Below are 23,774 nucleotides of genomic sequence, written 5' to 3' on the forward strand. Positions count from 1 at the left end.
CGTCCCCCTAGAAACTGTGAGAAATGCGCAGGGCCGTGGTGTAGCCCTCGGCGCGGTTTCGCGCGTCGAATTCCTTGTAGACGTGCAGCCAGATCGGCGGCACGCCGGGCTTGAAATAACTCACCGCCGGCCCGACCGCGAGCACCCGGGCGCGATTGCCCGACTCCAGCCCCGGAGCATCGTCGTCGGTGAACTGGCGGTAGTAGTAGCCGCCCACACCCAGCGTCCAGGGGCCGACATGCTGGCCGACGGCGAATTCATGGCGATACTCGACGCCGCTTTTGTAGTCGGTGGCAGGGTTGCGAGTGTTCACATCGACTTCGAAGCTGGAGGACACCTCGAAGCCGGTGTCTGAGATATAGGTCGCGTTGAGGATCGGCGAGAACGTCCAGTGGTTCAGGCCCGGCGAGATCAGCCGGTCCTCGTCGTAATCGCCCGTCGGGGTCTGGATCTGGAATTGCGCGTTGACGAACAGGTTTGGCGACAACGTCCATTGCAGGATGACGGGCAATACCTGGATGTCGGCCATGCGAAACGGATCGGCTTCGAGATTCAGCGGACCGACCGGCGTCTGCACCCTTACCGAGGCGTCCATCTGGAAGAACGGTACTACCGCGCCATAGCCGTACTTGGCGCCGAGCACGGTGTAATCGGTCATGTGCATGTAGGCGACGCCGATCGACAGCACATCGAGGGACAGGTTGTTGTCCACCGAGCGACCATGACGGTCTTTCTGCACATTGGCCGAATAGAACGCAGTACGCAGCCCGACCGTCCCGAAGGGCGTGGCCGGCGGCATCATGCCGGCACCGAAGTCGTAGACGCCAAACGCAGTGGTCGGCGCACCGTTCTCGGTAGCGTTGGCCACGGCGCAGGCGCCGAAAAGCCCCAGGGTGAGCCACGCAAAACGCCGCAGGTTTTTCTTTTTATTCTGATTCATCGAATGCCCCATCCCAACCATGTGGTGATGGGGTCATCCTAGGGAGCCGGTCCGCCAGCCGTTATCCGTTTTCAGCACAGATGCGTGCGCCGCAGGGTTTGTGAAGGGGTTTCGCCGAACAGGGTCCGATAGTCGCTGGAGAAACGGCTCAGGTGCCAGAAGCCCCAGCGTGCCGCCACCTCCTGCACGCCCCTGGCCTGGTCGCCAGCGCGCAGCTCCCGGCGCACGGCATTGAGGCGCAGCGCCCTTAAATAGGCCACCGGGTTGATGCCCAGGGTTTCCTGGAAACAGTACTGCAATTTACGCCGGCTGGCGCCAATGTGGTTGCACAGGTCGAGGATCGACAGCGGCTCGTCGACATGGGCCAGGGCATATTCCCGGGCCCGGTCGACCATGCGCTTGCGGGCCGTCGGGGTCAGCGGCGGCGCCTGGTCGGGCGCCACCAGCTCCAGCAGGTGCAGCATCACCGTATCGCGCAGGCCACGGCGGATCGACTCGAAGCCCAACAATGACTCATGCCCCTGGCCGCCCCCTTCGAGTTCGTCGAAGAGCGCCGCCAGCTCAGCGGGCAAGGTCGAATCGCCGAGACGGTAACACTTGGGAAGATCGGTAATTCGAAAGTCGCTGCCCTGGCGCTCCAGCAGGTGCTCCAGGGCCTGCTCCTTGACGGCGACGCCGAGCAGGTCCAAGTGCTGGGGTGTGCGCAGGTCGGGCAGGTTGCGGCCATGGGCGACCATCAGGCTCGGCTCGACAATCGGGTGCCCGCAGCAGAACACCGGCCCGTCAGCGCGCAACGGTACGCTGAAGGTAATCGCGCCCTCCCACGCCATGCCGCGCTTGGTCATGGCCTGATTAGAGCGGTCGCGCACCAGTTGCATCCAATCCGCACGGAACTCGATCAACTCGCCTTCGAAGCGTCCTGGCGTCAGTTGGTCGTAGCTCACCTGCCAGCCGCCCATGTTCCGCGCGTGCTCGTCGATGTCGCCGGTGCGGAACCGGTTGATCGGCCGCGTCGGCAACCCATCCGCCATGTCGTCGTTCATTCACCCGACCTTCGCTGATTCCAGGGTATGGATCGAAGATCAGGCAAGTTCCATTCCGTCTCCCGGGTGACTCGCTCGATTGTGCCGAAAACGGCTAGTCAGCTACCTGCGTCGCCGTGGGCTTCTTCAAAGAAGTAGTCCTTCCAGCTGTCGGCCTTGTTCTTCAACACACCCAGCTCATGCAGTTTGTCGGCGTAGATATAGGTGCGTTGCGGGACCACGGTGAAATCGATTTCCGGGTCGCTGACGATCTTCTCCACCAGGGGCAATGGCAGCTTGGATTGCTCTACCCGGATATACGTCTGGGCGGCGGCAGGTTTGTCGGCCTTGATGATGTTCTGGGCTTCGACCAGCGCGGCGTAGAACGCCTTGTAGGTCTTCGGGTTTTCGTCGTGGAATTTCTCCGTGGTGTAGAGCACGTTGAACGTGGCCGGCCCGCCGAGCACGTCATAGGAGCTGAGGACTTTGTGCACGTTGGGGTTCTGCAACGCCTGGTACTGGAACGGCGGGCTGGAAAAGTGCGAATTGATTTCCGACTTGCCCGCGATCAACGCGGCCGTGGCGTCCGGGTGCGGGAGGCTGACCGAGATGTCGTCGAATTTCTTGTAGTGCTCATCGCCGAACACCTTGGCCGTCTCGATCTGCAATGTGCGCGACTGGAAGCCGACACCCGCCGCCGGGACCGCGATCCGGTCCTTGTCGGTGAAGTCCTTGAGCGTCTTGATCCCGGGGTTGTTGGTCAACAGGTAGTTGGGCATCGAGCCCAGCGAAGCAATGGCCTTGACGTTCTGCTTGCCCCGGGTCCGATCCCAGATCGTCAGCATCGGCGGCACCCCGGCCGACACCACGTCGAGGGCGCCGGTCAGCAACGCTTCGTTCATGGCGGTGGCGCCGGAGATGCTGTTCCAGTCCACCTTGATATCCAGGCCCTGGGCCTTGCCATGTTTCTCGATGAGCTGCTGGTCACGCACGACGTCCAGGATCAGATAACCGATGCCGAATTGCTGGGCGATGCTGATCTTGCCTTCGGCATGGGCCAGCGGCCCGATCAGCAGGCTCGCCGCCAGGGAAAGAAAAAATACGGGACGCTTGAACGCCATGGCCGTGGCCTCTTATGGATAAATTCAGGCGCCGACTTTAAAGCTATAAAAAATAAAATTTAAATACCTGTATCGCATAACGATAGCACCTGAAGATTCAACGCGGCCGACTTGACATTGTCCAGGCGGAGGATTAATCACCCAGGGACACCGAGGCGCAGCCGCTGCCCCCTCCGATCCCGCCCATTCTTGAAACGAGCCGCGCGACCATGAACGAGATGACCTGTGACATCCGCATTGCCGCCGAGTCCGTATCCCAACCGCGCGCGCTGGTGTTCCTCGCCTATCCGCAGATGGGCCTGCTCGACCTGACCGGCGCCCAGACGGTGTTCTGGGCGGCCACCAAAGCCATGACCGAACGTGGCCTGCCCGGCTACCGGATGCACACCGCCAGCCTTGAAGGCGGTCTGATGCAGACCGCCGAAGGGCTGGTCGTGCAAACCTGCGCCCTGGGTGAGTTCGACAACGCCGTCATCGACACGCTGATCGTGCCTGGCGCGCCGAACATCCGTCAGGCGATGATCGACTGCGTCGAGCTGGTGGACTGGCTGCGCGCGGCCTCGACCAAGGCCCGCCGCACCGCTTCGGTGTGCAGCGGGACCTTCCTCATGGCCCAGGCCGGCTTGCTCGACGGCCGCCGCGCCGCCACGCATTGGGCCATGTGCGAAATGCTCAAGAGTGGCTTCCCCTTGATCGAAGTGGACCTCGACGCGATTTTTATCCAGCAGGACAGCGTCTGGACCTCGGCGGGCGTCAGCGCCGGCATCGACATGGCCCTGGCCTTGGTGGAAGCCGATTGTGGTCGCGATGTCGCGCTGCAAGTGGCCCGGGAACTGGTGGTGTTTCTCAAGCGCCCCGGTGGGCAGGCGCAGTTCAGCCAGTTGCTGCTGGCACAGACCCAGGACAGCGCCGGGTTCGATGAACTGCACGCCTGGCTCGCCGAGCACCTGGATGAGGCCGACCTGAGCATCGAGCGCCTGGCCCGGCAAGCGCGCATGAGCCCGCGCAACTTCGCCCGGGTCTACAAGCGCCAGACCGGACGCACCCCGGCCAAGGCCGTCGAGATGTTCCGGCTCGAAGCGGCCAGACGACTGCTGGAGGACTCCGAGCGCAACATCGATCAGATTGCCCGTTCGTGCGGCTTCGGCGACGAAGAACGGATGCGCTACACCTTCCAACGCCATCTCTCGATTTCGCCACGGGACTATCGCAACCGGTTCTCCCGCTGAGCTTGAACCGCGCTGTCGCGTCAGGCTACGCGCCTGGCTTGAGCCTGTGCTTCGGCCTGCTCGCCGATGAACGCACAGCAGCGTGAACGGAGCCAGCGTTCTCCCGGGTCATTATGGGAAGTGCCTCGCCAGACCATCGACAGCTCGCGCTCGGGCAACCGGATGGGCGCCGGTTCCGCGCGCAATCCGGTCGTTTGGGCCATTGCCCGAGCGACGTAGTCGGGCACGATGGCGATCATCTCGCTGCGCGCCAACAACACCGGCAAGGCGCTGAATTGCGGCACGCTCAGGACCACACGCCGTTGCCGCTCCATCTGGCTCAGGGCCCGATCGGAATCATCGATGACATGTCCCATGGATGAAACCACCGCATGCGGGCGGCGGCAAAACTCATCCAATGTCAGCTCGCCCGGACGCGAATCGGCGCGCAGCAACATCGGCCGGATCGGACGCAGCGCCTTGCGCCGCGCATTGGCCGGAAGCTCCAGGGTATGGCTGATACCGATGGTAATTTCGCCGCTCGCAAGCAGTTGGCACATCTGCCATTGATCGGCCCGGCGCACCACCCATGTCGTGCCCGGCGCCTCGATACGCAGTCGGTGCAGCAGGTCTGGCAGCAGCGCGTATTCGACGTCATCGGACAGGCCGATGTGGAACGTCGCGTCGCTGGTAGCGGGATCGAACGCCTGGCAGCGGCTCAAGGCAGCCGCGATGCCATCCAGCGCCGGCGACAGGTTGGAAAAGATTTCCTGCGCCCGGGAGGTCGGCTCCATCACCCGGCCCGCGCGGATGAACAAGGGGTCGTCGAACATCAGGCGCAACCGCGCCAGGGCGGCGCTGACGGTCGGTTGGCCAAGAAACAGCTTCTCGCTGACACGGGTGACATTTCGCTCATGCATCATGGTTTCGAAGACAACCAGCAGATTGATGTCAGCACGACGCAGGTCATTTCTGTTCATCATGGTAGCCATTCCAGGCGCAGGGCCAATGAGGCGGGAAAGAAACGTCGTGCCTGGGCCGCTTTGCGCGGCTCGACAGCGACGGCGTGCCTGGAAGGTTATGCCACGGCCCATCCGGCGTCTGTCGTACGGGAGGACGCTGCGTTGACGCTTTGGGTCCACCGATTTGATACCTGGGTATACAGGACGAGTGCCAGGGTCTGGCAGGATTTCAGGGTTTTATGTCCTACCCCGAGGCAAGGGGCAGCTTTTAAGATTCAAGACGATGCCCCCGTGTCCACCGCCACCGGGACCGGACCGACAAGACAAAAGAAAGGTTGCAGCGTGCCCACACCCGCCATGATGTTCAAAAGCATCTACGACAGCCTTCGGTATCAGCCGCCTCCGAAGGCGTCGAGCCCTTCTATGGGCATCAGCTCTCACCCGCTGGTCAACGCCCTGGGCTGGGCGGTTGGCCTGGTCGTGGCCTGCGGGATTGTCATCATCAATTCCGAAACCCATTCCGACCTGGCACCGACGCTGCTGTACATCACCTTGCTGCTGATGGCGGCCAACCTGTTTTCAATCAACCTGGTGATCACCGTTGCGCTGCTGTGCATGTTCCTGCTGACGGCGATGTTCCTGTACAACGGCGGTTACCACCGCTGGGAATCGATCACCGGGTTCTTCCGTTGCCTGACGGCCCTGTCAGCCATCGCGTTTCTCGCACTGCGCAGCAAGCATGCCTCGGACCGCCTGCGGCATAACCAGGCCTACCTGATCGAAGCCCAGGCGCAGTTGGCCCATGCCACGCGGCTGACGTCCCTGGGGGAAATGGCCGCCTCCATCGCCCATGAAGTGAACCAGCCGTTGACGGCCATTACCAGCAGCGGCGAAGCCTGTCGCCGCTGGCTGGACCGTCCGGTGCCCGACCTCAAGGAGGCCCTCGACTCGCTGGACCGGATCGTCGCCAACGCGTGCCGCGCCAGTGAGGTCATCAATCGGACCCGGGCGATGGCGCGCAAATGCGACCCTCTGCGCCGGCCCGAGCGACTGGACGAAATCGTCAGCGAAACACTGGATCTGGTGCGCCACCAGCTGGCTCAGCACCAAGTCAGCCTGAAGGTAGACCTGACGGCGGCAAGCCTGGTCGACGCTGATCGGGTCCAGCTGCAGCAGGTGATCATCAACCTGGTCTCCAACGCTTGCCACGCCATGGAAACGCTCCCGGTGCGCGGCCGAATCCTTTACGTGCGCACCTGGACGCACGCGCACGAGGTGCTGCTGGCGGTGACGGACCGGGGAATCGGCATCACGGCCGAGACACTGCCCTCATTGTTCAACCCGTTTTTTACCACCCGGGAAAACGGCCTTGGCATAGGCCTGACGATCTGTCGCTCGATCATCGATTTCCATGACGGCAGGATCTGGGCTACCAGCGAGGCAGGCCAAGGCACCTCGTTCACCTTTTCGTTGCCGATGTTAGCCAAAGCCTGACCTGTTGCGGACTCCTGCCATGAACCCAAGCCACGCCATGCCCCCTGCCCTCGCCCATGAACCGATTGTCTACGTGGTCGACGACGACGCATCGTTACGCGAAGCCCTTCGCAGTCTGCTGCGTTCCATTGGCCTGTTGGTCGAACTGTTCGACTCAGTGACGGATTTCATGGGTCATCCACGTCCCGACGCGCCCAGTTGCCTGTTGCTCGATGTGCGCCTTCGCGGCACCAGCGGGCTGGACTTCCAACAACAGTTGGCGAATGCCGGAATTCATCTGCCAATCGTATTCATGACCGGGTATGGCGACATTGCCATGACCGTGCGGGCCATGAAGGCCGGTGCGGTGGATTTCCTGACCAAGCCGTTTCGCGAACAGGACCTGATCGATGCGGTGTCCGCCGCCCATCAGCGCGACCGACTGCGCCGCGAAGCCGAGCGTGGCCAGCAGGCGCTTCAGGACCGTTACGCCACGTTGACCGCCCGGGAGCGCCAGGTGATGGCACTGGCAGCGTCGGGCCTGATGAACAAGCAGATCGCCGGGCAAATAGGCCTGAGCGAGATCACCGTCAAGATCCACCGAGGCCAGGCCATGCGCAAGATGGCTGCGCGTTCGTTTGCCGACCTGGTGCGCATGGCCCAGGCCCTGGAACCGGGCCGCGATCGTTGAAAGTTCATACCCACGTATACTATGCGCGGCTTTTGGACAGCGTATCTTGCAGCGATAGGGGCGCTTTAATAGCGACCTGATATTACTGCCAGGTTTCGAAATGTCCGACACTGCACTTATTGCTGTTATCGATGACGATGAATCGGTTCGAGTTGCATTGGATGGTTTGCTGCGCTCTCACGGGTATCGCGTCAGGACTTATGCCAGTGCCGTCGCCTTCCTGTCTTCAGCCGGGTTTGAACACACCGCATGCGTGCTGTCGGACATACAGATGCCGGGCATGACGGGCATCCAGTTGTGCGATGAGCTCTATGCCCGAGGGATCGACATTCCGCTTGTTTTCATCACGGGCCTGCCTGTTGTGCCCGCGCTGGCCATACCGGGGGGTTGCGGTCCCGTGGCGGTTTTCCCCAAGCCGTTCAGGTGTGGGGAGTTGGTTGCTTGCATCGAGTCGATTCTTGAGCGGTCGGTTTAGATTGGTGTGTATATCCCGCGATGGCGGTGGGTCAGCCAATGAAGATGCTGGATGGGCTGGCCTCTTCGCGAGCAGGCTCGCTCCCACAGGGGTTCTCTGTATGCCGTGAAATCAGCGCCTGTCGAAAATCCAATATGGGAGCGAGCTTGCTCGCGATGGCGGTGGGTCAGCCGTTGAAGATGTTGGATGGGCTGGCCTCTTCGCGAGCAAGCTGAACTGGTCAAGTAATTCTGGACACCAGTTAAGGTTTCACGCCGCCAGTTTCTCCATAGCTACCGGCGACCGGTAGCCGTTGTAGCTATGGAGCCTGACGTTGTTGTAACGCATCACATAACGCTGCACATCCACCCGGGCTTCATGCTCCGAGTTATAGCCGTCTTCCGGCACCCATTCTGATTTCAGACTTCCAAAGAAACGCTCCATCGGGGCGTTGTCCCAGCATTCACCTTTGCGGCTCATGCTTTGCAGGAGTCCATGCTTGCGCATCTCATTCCTGAATTTGTGGCTGGTGTATTGGCAACCTTGATCAGAATGAAACAGCACCTCTTTTGGGCGGCCTCGCAATTGCACCGCCATTCGCAACGCTTCGCAGGTCAGCGTGGCATCGGAAATCATTGAAAATGACCACCCTACGATCCGGCGAGCAAACAAATCCAGCACCGCTGCGAAATACATCCAGCGCTTGCCAACCTTGATGTACGTCACATCGCCACACCACACCTGATTGATCGCCGTGACATCAAACTTGCGCTTGAGCACATGCGGCGCCACCAGGGCCTCCACACCAGAAGATTTGTACTTGTGCCGACGCCGCTGATGACTGACGACACCGGCTTCGCGCATCAAGCTGCGAGCCATATGCCGCCCGACGCGATGTCCCTTTGCTTGCAGCTCCTTGGAAAGGGTGCGAGATCCAGCGGACGCTCTGGACTCCTTGTGATGCTCGACCAGCACGGCTTTCAGTTTCTCCCGTTCAGGCTTCACCTTGCCTTGGCGCTGACGCCAGGCGTAAAAGCTGCTGCGGTTGACTCCAAACGCCCGACAGCAATTGTTAACGCCGTACTGCTCGTCCAGCTCGTTGATCAACGAGAATGATCTTTGGAGTCCAAAAGCAGGAGAGCACTGGCCTTTTTTAGGATTTCAATGTCCAGGTCTTTTTGCCTGAGCAAGGCTTTGAGCTGCTGGATCTCTCGCTGATCGGCGGTAATCGCCCTGGCCCCCTCCGGGGTCGAACCCAAGCGCTCTTTGCGAACCTGATCGACCCAACGGCGCAAGGCAGTAGGGCCAATATCCAGGCTGGCACAGACATCGGGAACTGATTGGCCTTCATCCAGCACCATGCTGGCAGCTTTGAGCTTGAACTCACTGGAATAAGATTTACGCATATCCAAACACCTCGATTTGGGCACCATCATAGCGCCCGATTGAAGTGTCCAAAATCATTAGGCCAGTTCAAGCTCGCTCCCACAGGGGTTTTCTGTATGCCATGAATCAGCGTTTGCCAAAAATCCAATGTGGGAGCGAGCCTGCTCGCGAAGGCGATGGGTCAGCCAATGGAGATGTTGAATGGGCTGGCCTCTTCGCGAGCAGGCTCGCTCCCACAGGGGTTCTCTGTATGCCATGAATCAGCGTTTGCCGAAAATCCAATGTGGGAGCGAGCCTGCTCGCGAAGGCGATGGGTCAGTTGCACAACTGCCAGCATGTGCCCCGCTCTTGCTCTTGCTCTTGCTCTTGCTCTTGCTCTTGCTCTTGCTCTTGCTCTTGCTCTTGCTCTTGCTCTTGCTCTTGCTCTGCTTTTGATTTTGACCTCGGCGCCCCATTAACCACGCTGGCCGAACGCAGGCATTGCGCAGTGGGTAACCCGGCATGGATGCCGGGTTAGCCGCGCTGGGCCATGGATGGCCCTTCGCGGCGGCCCACGGAGCAATGCCGGAGTGAGGGCATGTCGAGCCTAGGCGAGGCACCGAGTGGTGGGGCAAAGCGCTTTTGGTTACTTTTGGCGCTCTTCCAAAAGTGACCCGCTGTAAGAGCGGAACCATAAGCCGCCATGACCGCAGCAATGGATATACACACCGCCCCTAATACCTGTGTATACCCCAACTGACCCTATGTAGAAGTGTCTAACCCAAAGCCACCCCCTACCATCTCCCACAGCGAACCGAAGCTGAATGCGCACGATGCTTCCAACCATCAGGCCCCACACCTTCGGGTACCTCGCAACACGGTCACGCTGAAAACTCAACAATTCAACGTATCGATTTTCGTCTTCGGGAGCTCATCATGAAACAGCACATCTTGATTGTCGGCGCCGGTTTCGGCGGCGTATGGAGCGCACTCAGCGCCGCCCGCCTGCTCGACCAGCATGATCGCAACGACGTACAGATCAGCGTCCTGGCCCCCCAGGCGGAACTGCGTATCCGCCCACGGTTCTACGAGCCGAACGTCCATACCATGATGGCGCCGTTGGGCGCGCTGTTCGATGCGGTCGGCGTAAACTTCGTCCAAGGCGTGGCCGAGAACATCGATGTCAGCCGCAAGCAAATCAGCTACCGCGACGTGTCCGGCAGCCTCGCGACGCTGGGCTACGACCGACTGGTACTGGCCGCGGGCAGCAAGCTGGTTCGCCCTGACCTGCAAGGCATGCTTGAACACGCGTTCGATGTCGATGAGATCGAACAGGCAACACGCCTCGAAGCCCACCTCAATTCGCTCGGGAACCTGCCGGACAGTCCCGCACGCAATACCGTCGTCGTCGCAGGCGGTGGTTTCACCGGCATCGAAACCGCCACCGAAATGCCCGCCCGTCTGCGCGCCGTCCTCGGCAGCGACGCCGATGTCCGCGTGATCGTGGTGGACCGCGGGCCGAAAATCGGTGCGGCACTGGGTGAGGGAATCAGCCCTTCGATCATCGAAGCGTCCGAGCACCTGGGCATCGAGTGGATCCTCAATGCTTCGGTCGAATCGGTGGATGCCGGCGGTGTCACCCTCTCGGATGGCCAGCGCATCGAGTCCAGCACCGTTATCTGGACCGTAGGCTTTCGCGCGAGCCCTCTCACCGAACAGGTGCCCGCAACCCGCGACCGCCAGGGCCGGCTGCATGTCGACGGGCATTTGAAGGTGCTCGGGCAGAACGATATCTACGCCAGCGGCGACGTGGCCTATGCCGCCACCGACAACTTGGGCAACTACGCGGTCATGTCCTGCCAGCATGCCATCGCCCTGGGTCGTTATGCGGGCAACAACGTTGCCGCCGACCTGCTCGGCGTCGCGCCGATGACCTACAGCCAGCCCAAGTACGTGACGTGCCTGGACCTGGGCGCATGGGGCGCGGTGTACACCGAAGGCTGGGACCGCCAGCTCAAATTGGTTGGCGAGGAAGCCAAGGAGCTCAAGACCCAGATCAATTCGGTGTGGATCTACCCGCCCGCCGCCGATCGGGCAACCGCCCTGGCCGCAGCCGATCCATCGATTCCCGTAGCCTGATTCCTCTCGCCTGATTCACGCGCCCGGCCCGGCCAGTCCTTCTGCGCCGGTCTTTCCCAGACGCCTGCCAAGGTTTTTTCGGCGGGCGTTTTTTCTACCCGCGCGGCAAGCCAGCCTGGATATCGCCACTGCCCAGCAAAATCCGTTGCAACGTCCATCGCCCTGCATGAGCGACACACGGTAAGGTAGGCAAAAATCCGGATCGAGGTGTGTTGTGGCGTCCTACTCCCTGCGTCAGTTGAAGTACTTCGTGACCACCGTGGAATGCGGCAGCGTCGCCGAAGCCTCGCGCAAGCTGTACATCGCCCAGCCATCGATTGCCACGGCGGTAAAAGGCCTGGAGGACAGTTTCGGCGTGCAATTGCTGATCCGCCAGCACGCCCAGGGCGTCTCGCTGACGCCCGCCGGTGCGCGTTTCTATCGCAAGGCCCAGGAACTGCTGCGCATGGCCCGGGAATTCGAACAGAACGCGCTGGCGGACAACGACGTCGTCAGCGGGCAGATCGACATCGGCTGCTTCGAGACCGTCGCCCCGCTCTACTTGCCACGGCTGATCGCCGGGTTCCGAGAGCGTTTTCCCGGGGTGGAAATTCGCGTACAGGATGGCGAACAGCAGGAGCTGGTCCAGGGCCTGACGGGGGGACGTTTCGACCTGGCGATTTTTTATGAGCACGATCTCGACAGCACCATCGAAACCGAAGCGCTCACCGCGCCGCAGCGGCCCTATGCATTGCTGCCGGAGGGGCATCGCTTCGCCGATCAGGGCCAGGTGTCATTGCGGGACCTGGCGCTCGAACCGATGATCCTTTTGGACGTGCAGCCCAGCCGGACCTATTTCGTGAGTATCTTCGAAGAACTGGGCCTGACGCCGAACATTGTCTTCAGTTCGCCCTCCATCGAGATGGTGCGCGGCATGGTCGGCCAGGGATTCGGCTTCGCCGTGCTGGTCACGCGGCCGCAATCGAGCTGCACCTACGACGGGCAGCGGTTGGTGTGCGTCAACATCGCCGAAGACGTGACAGGTTCAGCGCTGGTGGCCGGCTGGCTCAAGCGCGCGCACTTGACCAAGCCGGCGCAGCTGTTCGTGGATTATTGCAAGGAGCAGTTCGGCGAGTGGCTGGCGTAGCCCACCCTTGCGCCCAGCCACTCCCCCGTGGCGAGGGAGCTTGCTCCCGCTGGGCTGCGAAGCAGCCCCAAAAAAGCCTGACAGGGTCCACCTGTTACACCACAGGCTCAAACAAAGGGGCTGCTGCGCACCCCAGCGGGAGCAAGCTCCCTCGCCACAAGAGCGGTTCGCCAGGGGTTTCAGTGCCTAGCGAGCCGCCCAGGCATTGAAGCGCTGCTCAAGCTCTTCACCATGGTCCACCCAGAACTCGGCATCCACCGCTCGCGCTTGCGCCAGGTTGGCCTCGGCCGTGGGCAGTTGCTCGCGTATTTCGGCGGGCAGCAAGGCCAGCGTTTGGCGATGCACCGGTCCGTAGGGAATGTTTTCCGAGAAGACTTTCTGCGTCTGCGGCTGGCTGGCAAAGGCAATGAATTTCTCGGCCAGGGCCTTGTTCGGCGTACCTTTGACCACCGCCCAGTATTCTGGGTCATACAGGCTTTGTGGCCAGACGATGCTCAGTTTCATGCCTTCCTTCTGTGCCGAGGCGATGCGCCCGTTGTAGGCGGCGCTCATGGCAACGTCCCCGGCCACCAGCCATTGCGCCGGCTGCGCACCCGCCTCCCACCATTGGATGTTCGGCTTGATCTGATCGAGCTTGGCGAAAGCACGTGTCACCCCTTCCGGCGTGTTCAGCACCTTGTACAGATCCTCGGCCTTGACGCCATCCGCCAGCAAGGCGATTTCCAGGGTGTACTTGGCACCCTTGCGCAATCCGCGTTTACCCGGGTACTCGCTCACGTTCCAGAAATCCGCCCAGGATTGGGGCGCCTTGGCGAGCTTGCCCTGATCGTAGGCCAGGACCATCGACCAGACATACGTCGCCACGCCGCATTCAGTAAGCGCACCCGGAACAAAATCCGCAGCTGTTCCGATCGCCGCCGGGTCGAGTTTTTCGAACAGACCTTCCTCACAACCGCGCAGCAGCTCGGGACTTTCCACCTCGACCACATCCCAACTGGTGTGCCCGGCCGCGACCATCGCCTTGATCTTCGACAGCTCGCCGTTATATTCGCCGGCGACGATGTTTCCTGCACCGCTGGCGTTGAAGGGTTGGAAGTAGGCCTTGTCCTGGGCCAACTTGGTGGCGCCGCCGAATGAGATCACGGTCAGGCTTGGTGGCGCGGCCAGGACGCTGCTGCTCAGCAACGCCAGGGCACACGCAATGTTGCAACGCAAGGATATGGACATGAAGCGGTTCCTCGAAAATGCCGGCTCGCCCGCACGAGCCAGCGATGGGGCTCAGAGGCGACCGTAAGCGCGGGCGGTGCGGTCTACAGCGATAGCAAAATCGTTCATCCTGGACTCCTTTTTTCGGTCACAGGCCATCGGGTTCGCTCAAATGCTTCGCCAGGCGGTCCATCAACCGGTCGCAAGCAGCCATTTGCTCAACGCTCACGTATTCGTCGGGCTTGTGCCCCTGGTCCATGCTGCCGGGCCCGCAAACCACCGTCGGGATACCGGCCTGATCAAACAGCCCACCTTCGGTGCCGAACGCCACGGTGCCGAAGGCCTCGCTGCCGCACAGCCGGGCTATGAGACGCGCGGCTTCGCTGTCCGGCGCAGTCGCCAGGCCCGGGTAGGCGGACAGGTGTTCGAAACGAATCGCGGTGTCGGCGCTAACCGCGCGCATCCTCGGCAGCAGCGCCTGTTCGGCGTAATCCTGCAATTTCTCGACCACCCCCTGCGGGGCAAAATCCGGCAAGGCGCGCACCTCGAAATCGAAGCGGCAGTCGGCCGGAACGATGTTCAGTGCGGTCCCGCCCTGGATCACGCCGACCTGCACGGTCGAGTAAGCCGGATCAAAGCGCCCATCGTGTCGCGACGGTTCGGCCAGCTCCGCACCGATCTCTCCCAGGCGACCGATCAGGCGCACCGCCTGCTCGATGGCGTTGACTCCATAAGGCGCGTAGGCCGAGTGACACGGTGCGCCTCGGACGTGGCAACGCATCGCCAATTTGCCTTTATGACCGAGCACCGGTTGCAGCTCGGTGGGCTCACCGATCAGGCACAAGGCCGGTTGCGGGATGCGTTGCGGCAGCACCTCCAGCAGACTGCGCACGCCCAGGCACCCAACTTCTTCGTCATAGGAAAACGCCAGGTGCAGCGGGCGTCTGAGCGGGCTGGACAGGAATGTCGGCACCGCCGCCAGCACCGAGGCCAAGTAGCCTTTCATGTCCGCCGTACCGCGCCCGAACAGCTTGCCGTCCATCTCGCTCAGGCAGAACGGATCAACCGTCCAGGCCTGGCCGTCCACCGGCACCACGTCGGTATGCCCGGACAACACCACACCGCCAGGCACCGACGGGCCGATGCTTGCCAACAGGTTGGCCTTGGTGCGCTCGGCGTTGTAGATCAGCTCGGTGCTTACCCCCAGGCCTTGCAGGTAATTGCCCACGAACTCGATCAGCGCCAGGTTCGAATCACGACTGACCGTGGCAAAGCCCACCAGCTCGGCGAGCAGTGCGCGACTGCGCAACTCACTCATCGCCCGGCACCCCGTAGCTCGGCGCCAGGGTCGGGTTGAGCGCGCGGGTCAGGTAGTCCTGCAGTTGCGGTTGATAGGCGAGCCAGAGTTTTTCCAGTTCGCCGATGGGATTCTCGTCGGCCCAGTCCACCCGCAGATCGACGATGGGCCAGGTCAGGTCATCCACCACCGACAGCGCTGCCGAATGCACCGCACCGGCCTCTCCACCCGCGGCCTGCCCAGCCTGCAACGCCCCAAGCAGGCGTGACGCGAGACTGCCCTCGCCCTGCTCGAACGCCGCGACCATGGCTGCGATGACTCCTTCGCTCGCCAGCAGATTGCCGGCCGCCACACACTGCTCACCAGGCTGGGCTCCGTGAATACCCAACGCGTGGCGACCGCTGAAGACCGCCGTACGTCCCTGGGCATCCACCACCGCGACCTGGCGATATTCGCTATAGCCGTTACGCGCCAAGGCACGATCCAGCGCCTCTTGCGCCGTCTGGCCGGCGGCCAGCTCATCAAGAATCAGCGGCCCCAGGGCCGGCAAGGTGATGTTCTGGCTCGACACGGCACCGGCACCGGCCCGCAGCCAGGGGCAACGGGCGCCGACGGCGATGCTCGATGAGCTGATGGCGATGCCCAGCTGGCCAGTCTCGGCGCAGCGTCCGACGATGGAAAACGTCATGTCGTGCTCCTTATTCGGGAATGACCGCAATTACGTCGATTTCCATCAGCCACTGCGGCTGGCCGAGGGCGCTGACCACCAGCCCGGTGGAAATCGGGAACACGCCCTTGAGCCATTTGCCGACCTCCTGGTACACCGGCTCGCGGTAGCGCGGGTCGATCAGGTAGGTGGTGGTCTTGACGATATGGCTCAGGTCGCTGCCGGCTTCCTCCAGCAGTTGCTTGACGTTGCGCATGGCCTGTTCGGCCTGGGCCCGTGGGTCGCCGAGGCCCACCAGTTGACCGTTGAAGTCGGTGCCGACCTGACCGCGCACGTACACGGTATTGCCGGCGCGAACCGCCTGGCACAGGTCGTTGTCCAGCGTCTGGTTCGGATAGGTGTCTTTGGTGTTGAACATGCGGATGCGAGTATGAGTAGGCATCAACGGACTCTCATGAGGCTGGTTTTCGAAGGTTGCGACTGGCGCTGGGAGGCATCCCGGTAATCGAGATACGTGCGCTGCTTGATGATGTGGTCGCTGATATGCCGGGCGTCGTGCCACACGCCCCAGATGAACGCCGAGCCCCGCCGCGACAGCCATGGCAGGCCGACAAAATAGAGGCCCGGCTCGCTGCAGACCCCGCGCTGATGCCGTGGCTTGCCGTCGGCTTTGAACGCGTCGACTTTCAGCCAGCTGTAATCCACCGAATACCCGGTGGCCCAGATGATGGTGCTGATGCCCGCCTCGATCAGATCCAGTTCCAGGATCGGCTGGGTCATGCATTCGGGGTCGGGCAACAACCGACGTGCCTCGGGCTCGGGCGGCAGGTCCAGGCCGTTGCGCGCGATGTAGGCATCGGCGGCGTCAAGCAGTGCCAGGTAGTTTTCATCGCCACGGGCAATGTTTTCATTGAGGTTGGGTTCAAAACTCACCGTGCTGCCGTTGAACGCGCGGGTCAGTCCCATCAGCGTGATGCCCTCATGGGCCAGCCGCCGGAAATCCACGGTGTGCCCGCCCCGCGCGCCACTCACGGCGATGGTCACGTGCTCCTTGCCCGGCTTGACCGCTTCGGCGTCCCACTCGCCCAGCACCCCCAGCCACCAGCAGAAATCGCGGTTACGATAGGCCCGCGGCGGACGATCATGGGCGCCCACCGAGAGGTAGACCCGCTTGCCGGCGCGCTGCAATTCATCGGCGATCTGCACCCCCGACGACCCGGCGCCGACCACCAGCACGGCGCCTTCGGCCAACTGCGCGGGGTTGCGATATTGCGCCGAATGAATCTGCGTCACCGCAGCCATGTCAGGCGCGATGGGCGGGATGACGGGCCGCTGAAATGGCCCGGTGGCGACCACCACGTTGGTAGCCTCGATCCGGCCGTCCGACGTTTCAATGGCGAAGCCCGGGCGACCGGCATTGCGCTCGACGTTGCGCACCTCCACGCCGGTGCGGATCGGTGCGTCGAATTTGCGCGCATAGGCTTCGAAGTACTCGGCCACCTGGTCCTTGGAAGCAAAGGCGTCCGGATCGAGCCCTTCGAATTCCAGTCCTGGAAAGCGGTCATGCCAGGCCGGGCCATTGGCAACCAGCGAATCCCAGCGCGCCGTGCGCCAGGCTTCGGCAATGCGGTTGCGCTCCACCACCAGATGCGGCACGCCCTGGCGGCTCAAATGTTCACTCATGGCGACACCGGCCTGGCCGGCGCCTATTACAAGCGTATCGATAAGTAGGGTTTCAACGGGCATGTCTGGCACTTCCGGCAGAGGGTCTGGTTCAGGTCGGCATGGCGCCGCCTCGGGTTCTGATTTCTTGTTGTTCGAAACGAGCTGTCGAGGCGATTGTGTTGGCAGGTGGGGATTTGCGAAACGAGGCTTTTTATTGCGGCTGGGAAGGAAAAAACTGGCAGGCAAAAAACTGCGCCAAGCAAGGGCGGCGCGGGCAAAAACGGGCAGATAAAAGCGCTTTAACGGTGCATTCAGACCGGTCGAGCCGCAAACGCCTTGATCTCAAATTTCTCGTGTTGGCGTTGAAACGGCTGGGTATCCAGCCACGCCCGAGTAAATTGTACAAAATCGTAAAATACTTATACAAAACGCTTTAACTCGTACAATCCATGCAGTACGCTCCGAAAACTTGTACATGAACAATATTATGTACAACTTTCGGAGCCTGACATGTCCGCATTCCTCAAGGGTTTCGCCCACGCCTTCGCCGCGCTGGACGCCAGTCGCCTGGACCAGCTCGACAGGCTCTACAGCGCCGACGTGCTGTTCCAGGATCCGTTGCACCGGATCGAAGGCCTGCCTGCCCTGCGCGAATATTTCGCCCAGCTCTACGCCAATGTCAGCGATCTGCACTACGAGTTCCAAGGGTATGACGAAATCGCTCCCGGCGAAGGTTACCTGCGCTGGACCCTGCGCTTTCGGCACCCACGTTTGAACGCCGGCGCGCCGGTCGAATTGCCCGGCTGCAGCTACCTGCGCTGGAATGATCGGGTCTATTCGCACCGGGACTTCTTTGATGCCGGCGCCCTGCTCTACGAGCACTTGCCCGTGTTCGGGCCGCTCATTCGCTGGCTCAAGCGGAGGCTGGCATGAGCCGCATCTGGCTGACCGGCGCCAGCAGCGGCATCGGTGCCGAACTGGCGAAGGTGTTGCTTGAACAAGGTCATCGCCTGGCGTTGAGCGCGCGGCAAGCCGGCCCGCTGCAAGCATTGGCCGACCGTTATCAGGATCAGGTCCTGGTGCTCCCGGGCGACTTGACCGACCGGGATCAGGTAGTCGCGATCATCCAGCACATCGACCGGGAATGGGGCGCCCTCGATCAGGTGATTCTCAACGCCGGCACGTGCGAATACCTGGAGCCGGGACACTTCGACGCGCGCCTGGTGGAACGGGTGCTCAATACCAACCTGCTGGGCACCTGCCACTGCCTGGAAGCCGCCCTGCCCTTGTTGCGTCGAGGCCAGAACCCGCATCTGGTCGCGGTGTGCAGCGCAGTGACCTGGCTGGCCCTGCCGCGCGCCGGTGCCTACGGCGCATCCAAGGCCGCGTTGCGCTACCTGTTTGAATCGTTGCGCATCGACCTGGCCGCCGAGGGCATCGACGTCACGCTGGTGAGCCCCGGATTTGTTGATACGCCACTGACCCAGCGCAATGACTTCGCGATGCCCATGCGCTGGCCGGCCGAACGCGCGGCCCGGCACATCGCACGGCGACTGCCTGCCCGCCCGCTGGAAATCGCGTTTCCGGGGTTGTTCATCATGGTCATGCGGCTGCTCGGGCATCTGCCCGCACGCTGGCGGCTGGCGCTCGGCCGGCGCCTGGCGCGCAAATCCGGGGAGGCTTGAAGCATGCGCATCGCAATTATCGGCAGCGGTATCTCGGGCCTCACCTGCGCCTATCTGTTGTCTCGCCAACATCAGGTCAGCCTGTTCGAAGCCGACAACCGGATCGGCGGGCATACCCATACGGTGGATGTCGAATGGGCAGGCCAACGCTACGGCGTGGACACCGGCTTCATCGTGTACAACGACTGGACCTACCCCAACTTCATTCGCCTGATGGACCAGTTGGGCGTGGCTTCGCGCCCGACGGAGATGAGCTTTTCGGTGCACGACCCGGCCAGCGGCCTGGAATACAAGGGCCACACCCTGGGCAGCCTGTTCGCCCAACGACGCAACCTGCTGTCGCCGGGGTTCTGGGGCATGCTCCGGGATATCCTCAGGTTCAACCGGCAGGCGACCGCAGACCTGCTGGCGCAGCGCATCGATACCTCGACCCGGCTGGGAGATTACCTGCACGCGCAAGGTTACGGCCGACGTTTCATCGAGCAATACATCCTACCCATGGGGTCGGCGATCTGGTCGATGTCACCGGCTGGGATGATGGAATTCCCGCTGCAGTTTTTCCTGCGTTTCTGTCACAACCACGGCCTGCTGTCGGTTGATCAGCGTCCGCAATGGCGGGTGATCGAAGGCGGCTCGCGCGGCTATATCGAGCCGTTGTGCGCGGGTTTGCGCGAGCATATCCACCTCGATTGCCCGGTGCGCCGGGTAAGCCGTGATGCCGATGGGATCACCGTGCACAGCCGTCGTGGTATCGAGCGGTTCGACAAGGTGGTATTCGCCTGCCACAGCGACCAGGCCCTGGCTTTGCTGGAAACGCCCAGCGTCGCTGAAGCCGAGGTGCTCGGTGCGCTGGCCTACGCCCGCAACGAGGTGCTGCTGCATACCGATACCCGCCTGTTGCCGCAGCGCCGAAATGCCTGGGCGAGCTGGAACTATCGGCTTGGCGGCCCGCCCGAGGCGCCGGCCGCGCTGACCTACAACATGAACATCCTCCAGGGCCTGGATGCCCCCGTGACGTTTTGCGTGAGCCTCAACCAAAGCGAGTCGGTGGACCCGGCCCAGGTACTCGCGCGCTTCGACTACGCCCATCCCCAATACAGCCTCGCCGGCGTGGCCGCACAGGCACGCCAGGGCGATCTGCAAGGACGCCAGCACAGCTATTTCTGCGGTGCCTACTGGGCCAACGGTTTTCATGAGGATGGCGTGGTCAGCGCGCTTGCCGTGGCGCGGCATTTCGGAGAAACCCTTTGAACAGCAGTCTGTGTCACGGCTGGATCGGCCACCGGCGCCAGACGCCACGGATGCACGCGTTTCGCTACCCGATCGGCATGCTTTACCTGGACCTCGCCGAGCAGGAACAGGTGCTCGGCCTGTCGCGCTTGCTGCGCCCGTGGCGCATGGCCCCGTTGTGCTGGCGTGAACGTGATTACCTGCCGGCCCTGACCCGTGAAGGTATTCCGCTGATCCAAGCGGTGCGGACGATCGTCGAGCAGGCTCTGGGATCAGCTCCCCAAGGCGCGATCCACCTGCTGACCCAACCGCGCAGCTGGGGCCTGTCGTTCAACCCGGTGAGCTTCTATTTCTGCCACGAAGCCGACGGGCGCCTGGGGGCAATTCTCTGCGAAGTGCGCAACACCCCCTGGCGCGAGCGCCACCATTATGTGTTGCCGGTAAGCCCTGGCGAGCTCCATGCGTTCCAGGTCGCCAAGGCGTTCCATGTCTCACCCTTCCTGCCACGAGACATGGATTACCGCATGCGCTTTTGGATCCAGGACACCCGCATCCGCGTACGCATGGAGAACTGGCGTGCCGGCCACAGGGTGTTCGAGGCCGACCTTGCCTTGCAACGTGCGCCCCTGGACGCACCGGCATTGCGTCGTTATTTCCTGGCCTTCCCGTGGATGAGCCTGCGCACCGTTAGCGCCATTTACTGGCAGGCGCTGCGCCTGCTTTTCAAACGCACGCCCCTGCACGACCACCAGGCCAGCCATGGCGACCTGAGTGTCGGCGAACCTGTCCATGAGGATCCTGACGATGTCCGAACCCACCCTGAGCGTCACTAAGGCCGGCGGTACCTGCCCATTGAGCGGCGGTCTGTTCAAACAGGCCGTACTCGTGCAACTGCGCCGTTTGCGTCATGGCCACCTGCGCCTGATGCTGGAGGGCGAGCCCCTGAGCTTCGGCGACGCGACCAGCCCATTGGTGGCCGACATCGAGATACTCGACAATGCCGTTTGGGGCATGGTCGCTGGCAACGGTTCGATCGGTGCTGCCGAGGCTTACATTCAGGGTTACTGGCGCAGCAATGACTTGACTGCTGTCACTCGCCTGTTCGTCGCCAATCTCAGCGTGCTCGACGCGATGGACAGCGGCCTCGCTCGCCTGGGGCGGCCGTTGCTGCGCGGATTGCACTGGCTCAACCGCAACAGCCGTAAAGGCTCGCGGCGCAACATCATGGCCCACTACGACCTGGGCAACAGCCTGTTCGAACGCTTGCTCGACCCGACCATGATGTATTCGGCGGCCATGTTCGAAAATCCCGACCAGAGCCTCGAACAGGCGCAGATCAACAAACTCCAACGCATTTGTCGAAAGCTCGACCTGCGCCCAGGTGACCATCTGTTGGAGATCGGCACCGGTTGGGGCAGCCTGGCTATCCATGCCGCCACCCACTACGGCTGTCGGGTCACCACCACGACGCTTTCCGAGGAGCAGTACGCGCACACGTGCCAACGTGTCGAGGCGCTCGGCCTGCAACAGCGCATCGAAGTGCTGCGCAAGGACTACCGCGACCTGGAGGGACGCTTCGACAAACTGGTGTCGATCGAAATGATCGAAGCGGTCGGCCATCGCTACCTGCCCGAATACTTCCGCTGCTGCGCCGCGCTGCTCAAGGACGACGGGTTGATGCTGTTGCAAGCCATCACCATCCGTGACCAACGCTACGAGCAGGCCCGCCGCTCGGTGGATTTCATCCAGCGCCACATCTTTCCAGGGGGTGCGTTGCCCTCGCTGTCGGTGTTGTTGCAGACCGCCAGCTCCCAGACGCCGCTCAACCTGTTGCACCTGGAGGACTTCGGCGAGCACTACGCGCGCACGCTACGGCACTGGCACGACAACTTCCGGCAATCGCGCCAGGCCTTGCTGGAGCTGGGCTATGACGAGACGTTCCAGCGCCTTTGGGAATTCTACCTGTGCTACTGCGAAGGCGGATTCCAGGAGCGTGCGATCGGTGTCGCGCAACTGCTGTTCGCTGCGCCAGCGGCGCGCCCGGTGCCCTTGCAGGAACACCTGCAAGGATGAAGAGCCGCAGCTGGCTGATAGGCAATGCGCTCTGGCTGCAATTGGGCTGGTGGGGCTGTGTATTGGGTGCGCAACAGCCCGCATGGCTGCTGGCGGTCGTCGCCGGGTTAGGCGTCCACCTGGGGTTGTGTCCCGATCCGAAAAGCGAGTGCCAGGCGCTGTTGCGTGTCGGGGCAAGCGGGATGCTGTTGGACGGGAGCCTCGGCGCCCTGGGCCTGTTCGGGTTCAACGAGAGCCCCTTGCCCTTGTGGCTGGCCCTGCTCTGGCTGGTCTTCGCCACGGGTTTGCGGCATAGCCTGGCCTGGGCAAGCAGTCCCGTATGGCGTGGCGCCCTGGCCGGCATGCTTGGTGGCCCTCTCGCCTATTGTGCCGGCGCTCCGCTGGCTGGCGTGACGCTGCCGCTGGGCGTAACCGGCACCGCGTTGATCCTGGCACCGTTATGGGCGATGTGGCTGCCATTGGCCGTGCGTCTGGCCGACCCGCGCTGATCCGGTGCGGCGGTTTTACCAAGGCTCATCGAGGAAAATCGGCAACCGTAACGGCGTGATCGGCTCTTCACGCTGGCCGCACATTTCATCGTGGACGACCTGCTGCACCAGCATGCAAGGCAAGCGCGGAACGTCACGCAGCAGCTCGCGCAGATGGGTCGTGGAGCGCACACGCAACGTACGCCCTGACTCATCGAGCAATGTGCGTGTTTCTCGATCCAGCCGCGCTCGCAGCAGATAGATCCCGCCCTCCAGGGACAGCAGTTCCAGCCCGACGACCCGTCCCTCAACAGCCAGCTCGACCAACTCCTTGAGAGTCATGGCGTACTGCTCTTGTTGCGGGTTGGATCAAGCCCGAGCAAACGCTGGCGCATCTCCGGTTCACGGCTACGAGGATCAAGCCAGATGGCAAAGAAATGTCGGGCAAACAGCGGATCGTTGACCTCGTGAGACTGGCGCCCATCGACATAAAAGCGTGCCCCTTTGCCAGGCACGTTCAGCCCGGTGATTCGGGTGCCAGGCTTGACGTCGACAAAGGCCCGCCGCATATGCGCCGCCCAGGCGTCCAGGCGTTGCGCCCCGAGGGGCGTAGCGCTGACGCGCTGGATTTCTTCGAGACTGGTTTCAACCAGGGCGTGCCGGGGGATCGTGCGTCGGTAAACCAGTTCCAAGGCAAAAGGAGTGTCCAGGCTGGGCGTAGGCGCCGCGCTCCAGAGCCGGGCCTGATAGAGATCAAAACCATACCAGCGAAACTCCGCCTCACCGACCAGACGGGCTTGGGGCAACTCAGCCCGCCAATCCGCGGCGGCGGGGTTGGCGCACAACGCCAAGGCGAGACTGACGATAGCGAGCAGCCCTCTGTCGGCTGCGAAAAAGCTGTGCATCGACGAATTTCCGGATTCTCAAAGGCCTCCGATAATTGTACAAAATGCACCACTTGTACAGATACTGTATAAAAATTG

Annotated in this window: 24 protein-coding genes and 1 pseudogene; 12 read left to right on the forward strand and 13 right to left on the reverse strand. The window is 62.3% G+C overall.

Features of this window, described 5'->3' with window-relative positions:
* Positions 1 to 7: 7 nt before the first annotated feature.
* From J3P89_RS13295 to J3P89_RS13305, 3 genes are all read right to left on the reverse strand, one after another.
* Complete coding sequence (locus tag J3P89_RS13295; protein ID WP_434697830.1) at positions 8 to 940, reverse strand: SphA family protein; 933 nt, start codon at positions 938 to 940, stop codon at positions 8 to 10.
* A gap of 71 nt (positions 941 to 1,011) precedes the next feature.
* A complete protein-coding gene (locus tag J3P89_RS13300; RefSeq protein ID WP_434604814.1) occupies positions 1,012 to 1,983 on the reverse strand; it encodes a helix-turn-helix domain-containing protein in 972 nt (323 codons plus the stop codon).
* Positions 1,984 to 2,081: 98 nt separating this feature from the next.
* Entirely contained in the window at positions 2,082 to 3,083 is a 1,002-nt protein-coding gene (locus J3P89_RS13305) for an ABC transporter substrate-binding protein (RefSeq protein WP_434697831.1), read from the reverse strand.
* A 209-nt stretch (positions 3,084 to 3,292) separates the two neighbouring features.
* Here J3P89_RS13305 and J3P89_RS13310 point away from each other — a divergent pair, with 209 nt between their 5' ends.
* Positions 3,293 to 4,312, forward strand: coding sequence for a GlxA family transcriptional regulator (locus J3P89_RS13310; protein ID WP_434651776.1), 1,020 nt, complete (start codon positions 3,293 to 3,295; stop codon positions 4,310 to 4,312).
* Between the two features lie 20 nt (positions 4,313 to 4,332).
* On the opposite strand, the gene J3P89_RS13315 is transcribed toward J3P89_RS13310, so the two are convergent.
* Positions 4,333 to 5,274, reverse strand: a complete 942-nt coding sequence (locus J3P89_RS13315) for a LysR family transcriptional regulator (RefSeq protein ID WP_434697832.1) — start codon at positions 5,272 to 5,274, stop codon at positions 4,333 to 4,335.
* Between the two features lie 402 nt (positions 5,275 to 5,676).
* On the opposite strand from J3P89_RS13315, the gene J3P89_RS13320 reads away from it, so the two are divergent.
* The 3 genes from J3P89_RS13320 (at position 5,677) to J3P89_RS13330 (ending at position 7,892) form a co-directional block, all read left to right on the forward strand.
* Positions 5,677 to 6,747 (forward strand): sensor histidine kinase, encoded by a 1,071-nt coding sequence (locus J3P89_RS13320; RefSeq protein ID WP_434697833.1) that lies wholly within the window; start codon positions 5,677 to 5,679, stop codon positions 6,745 to 6,747.
* Positions 6,748 to 6,766: 19 nt separating this feature from the next.
* Complete coding sequence (locus tag J3P89_RS13325; protein WP_370870915.1) at positions 6,767 to 7,417, forward strand: response regulator transcription factor; 651 nt, start codon at positions 6,767 to 6,769, stop codon at positions 7,415 to 7,417.
* Between the two features lie 100 nt (positions 7,418 to 7,517).
* Positions 7,518 to 7,892 carry a response regulator transcription factor gene (locus tag J3P89_RS13330; protein WP_434697834.1) on the forward strand — a complete coding sequence of 125 codons (375 nt, stop codon included), beginning with the start codon at positions 7,518 to 7,520 and terminating at the stop codon, positions 7,890 to 7,892.
* A 249-nt stretch (positions 7,893 to 8,141) separates the two neighbouring features.
* On the opposite strand, the gene J3P89_RS13335 is transcribed toward J3P89_RS13330, so the two are convergent.
* Together J3P89_RS13335 and J3P89_RS13340 are read right to left on the reverse strand one after the other, a co-directional pair.
* Entirely contained in the window at positions 8,142 to 8,978 is an 837-nt protein-coding gene (locus J3P89_RS13335) for an IS3 family transposase (protein WP_434694567.1), read from the reverse strand.
* Positions 8,975 to 9,277: a transposase gene (locus J3P89_RS13340; protein ID WP_223551295.1), complete on the reverse strand. Its 303-nt coding sequence runs from the start codon at positions 9,275 to 9,277 to the stop codon at positions 8,975 to 8,977. The genes J3P89_RS13335 and J3P89_RS13340 overlap by 4 nt, the downstream gene beginning before the upstream one ends.
* 895 nt (positions 9,278 to 10,172) lie before the next feature.
* Between J3P89_RS13340 and J3P89_RS13345 the strand changes: the two genes are divergently transcribed.
* On the forward strand, positions 10,173 to 11,375 hold the full coding sequence (locus J3P89_RS13345) for an NAD(P)/FAD-dependent oxidoreductase (protein WP_434697835.1): 1,203 nt from the start codon (positions 10,173 to 10,175) through the stop codon (positions 11,373 to 11,375).
* A gap of 214 nt (positions 11,376 to 11,589) precedes the next feature.
* Positions 11,590 to 12,501, forward strand: coding sequence for a LysR family transcriptional regulator (locus tag J3P89_RS13350; RefSeq protein ID WP_434697836.1), 912 nt, complete (start codon positions 11,590 to 11,592; stop codon positions 12,499 to 12,501).
* 186 nt (positions 12,502 to 12,687) lie between these two features.
* Here J3P89_RS13350 and J3P89_RS13355 read toward each other — a convergent pair whose 3' ends face one another.
* The 5 genes and pseudogenes from J3P89_RS13355 to J3P89_RS13375 form a co-directional block, all read right to left on the reverse strand.
* Positions 12,688 to 13,728: an ABC transporter substrate-binding protein gene (locus tag J3P89_RS13355; protein WP_434697837.1), complete on the reverse strand. Its 1,041-nt coding sequence runs from the start codon at positions 13,726 to 13,728 to the stop codon at positions 12,688 to 12,690.
* 127 nt (positions 13,729 to 13,855) lie between these two features.
* Positions 13,856 to 15,025 carry an acetylornithine deacetylase gene (argE, locus tag J3P89_RS13360; RefSeq protein WP_434697838.1) on the reverse strand — a complete coding sequence of 390 codons (1,170 nt, stop codon included), beginning with the start codon at positions 15,023 to 15,025 and terminating at the stop codon, positions 13,856 to 13,858.
* Positions 15,018 to 15,692 (reverse strand): DUF1028 domain-containing protein, encoded by a 675-nt coding sequence (locus J3P89_RS13365; RefSeq protein WP_434697839.1) that lies wholly within the window; start codon positions 15,690 to 15,692, stop codon positions 15,018 to 15,020. The genes argE and J3P89_RS13365 overlap by 8 nt, the downstream gene beginning before the upstream one ends.
* A gap of 10 nt (positions 15,693 to 15,702) precedes the next feature.
* Positions 15,703 to 16,113 (reverse strand): RidA family protein, encoded by a 411-nt coding sequence (locus J3P89_RS13370; RefSeq protein ID WP_003201555.1) that lies wholly within the window; start codon positions 16,111 to 16,113, stop codon positions 15,703 to 15,705.
* Positions 16,113 to 17,449 (reverse strand): annotated as a pseudogene (locus J3P89_RS13375) (flavin-containing monooxygenase). Before J3P89_RS13375 ends, J3P89_RS13370 begins: the two are co-directional and overlap by 1 nt.
* Positions 17,450 to 17,846: 397 nt before the next feature.
* On the opposite strand from J3P89_RS13375, the gene J3P89_RS13380 reads away from it, so the two are divergent.
* The 6 genes from J3P89_RS13380 to J3P89_RS13405 are packed head-to-tail and all read left to right on the forward strand — an operon-like array spanning position 17,847 to position 22,812.
* Positions 17,847 to 18,269 (forward strand): nuclear transport factor 2 family protein, encoded by a 423-nt coding sequence (locus J3P89_RS13380; protein WP_434623896.1) that lies wholly within the window; start codon positions 17,847 to 17,849, stop codon positions 18,267 to 18,269.
* Positions 18,266 to 19,021 (forward strand): SDR family NAD(P)-dependent oxidoreductase, encoded by a 756-nt coding sequence (locus J3P89_RS13385; protein WP_434697840.1) that lies wholly within the window; start codon positions 18,266 to 18,268, stop codon positions 19,019 to 19,021. The genes J3P89_RS13380 and J3P89_RS13385 overlap by 4 nt, the downstream gene beginning before the upstream one ends.
* A 3-nt stretch (positions 19,022 to 19,024) precedes the next feature.
* On the forward strand, positions 19,025 to 20,272 hold the full coding sequence (locus tag J3P89_RS13390) for an NAD(P)/FAD-dependent oxidoreductase (RefSeq protein WP_434697841.1): 1,248 nt from the start codon (positions 19,025 to 19,027) through the stop codon (positions 20,270 to 20,272).
* The gene (locus J3P89_RS13395) at positions 20,269 to 21,084 is read left to right on the forward strand and encodes a DUF1365 domain-containing protein (protein WP_434697842.1); all 816 of its coding nucleotides are present in this window, start codon (positions 20,269 to 20,271) and stop codon (positions 21,082 to 21,084) included. The genes J3P89_RS13390 and J3P89_RS13395 overlap by 4 nt, the downstream gene beginning before the upstream one ends.
* Positions 21,056 to 22,324, forward strand: coding sequence for a class I SAM-dependent methyltransferase (locus J3P89_RS13400; RefSeq protein ID WP_434697843.1), 1,269 nt, complete (start codon positions 21,056 to 21,058; stop codon positions 22,322 to 22,324). Before J3P89_RS13395 ends, J3P89_RS13400 begins: the two co-directional genes overlap by 29 nt.
* Positions 22,321 to 22,812 carry a DUF2878 domain-containing protein gene (locus J3P89_RS13405; RefSeq protein ID WP_434697844.1) on the forward strand — a complete coding sequence of 164 codons (492 nt, stop codon included), beginning with the start codon at positions 22,321 to 22,323 and terminating at the stop codon, positions 22,810 to 22,812. The genes J3P89_RS13400 and J3P89_RS13405 overlap by 4 nt, the downstream gene beginning before the upstream one ends.
* Positions 22,813 to 22,827: 15 nt before the next feature.
* Here J3P89_RS13405 and J3P89_RS13410 read toward each other — a convergent pair whose 3' ends face one another.
* Together J3P89_RS13410 and J3P89_RS13415 are read right to left on the reverse strand one after the other, a co-directional pair.
* Positions 22,828 to 23,133: a DUF6482 family protein gene (locus J3P89_RS13410; protein WP_434651806.1), complete on the reverse strand. Its 306-nt coding sequence runs from the start codon at positions 23,131 to 23,133 to the stop codon at positions 22,828 to 22,830.
* Entirely contained in the window at positions 23,130 to 23,696 is a 567-nt protein-coding gene (locus J3P89_RS13415; RefSeq protein WP_434697845.1) for a chalcone isomerase family protein, read from the reverse strand. The genes J3P89_RS13410 and J3P89_RS13415 overlap by 4 nt, the downstream gene beginning before the upstream one ends.
* Positions 23,697 to 23,774: the final 78 nt, after the last annotated feature.

The sequence above is a fragment of the Pseudomonas sp. Z1-14 genome, from assembly GCF_051132005.1.
Taxonomy (GTDB): domain Bacteria; phylum Pseudomonadota; class Gammaproteobacteria; order Pseudomonadales; family Pseudomonadaceae; genus Aquipseudomonas.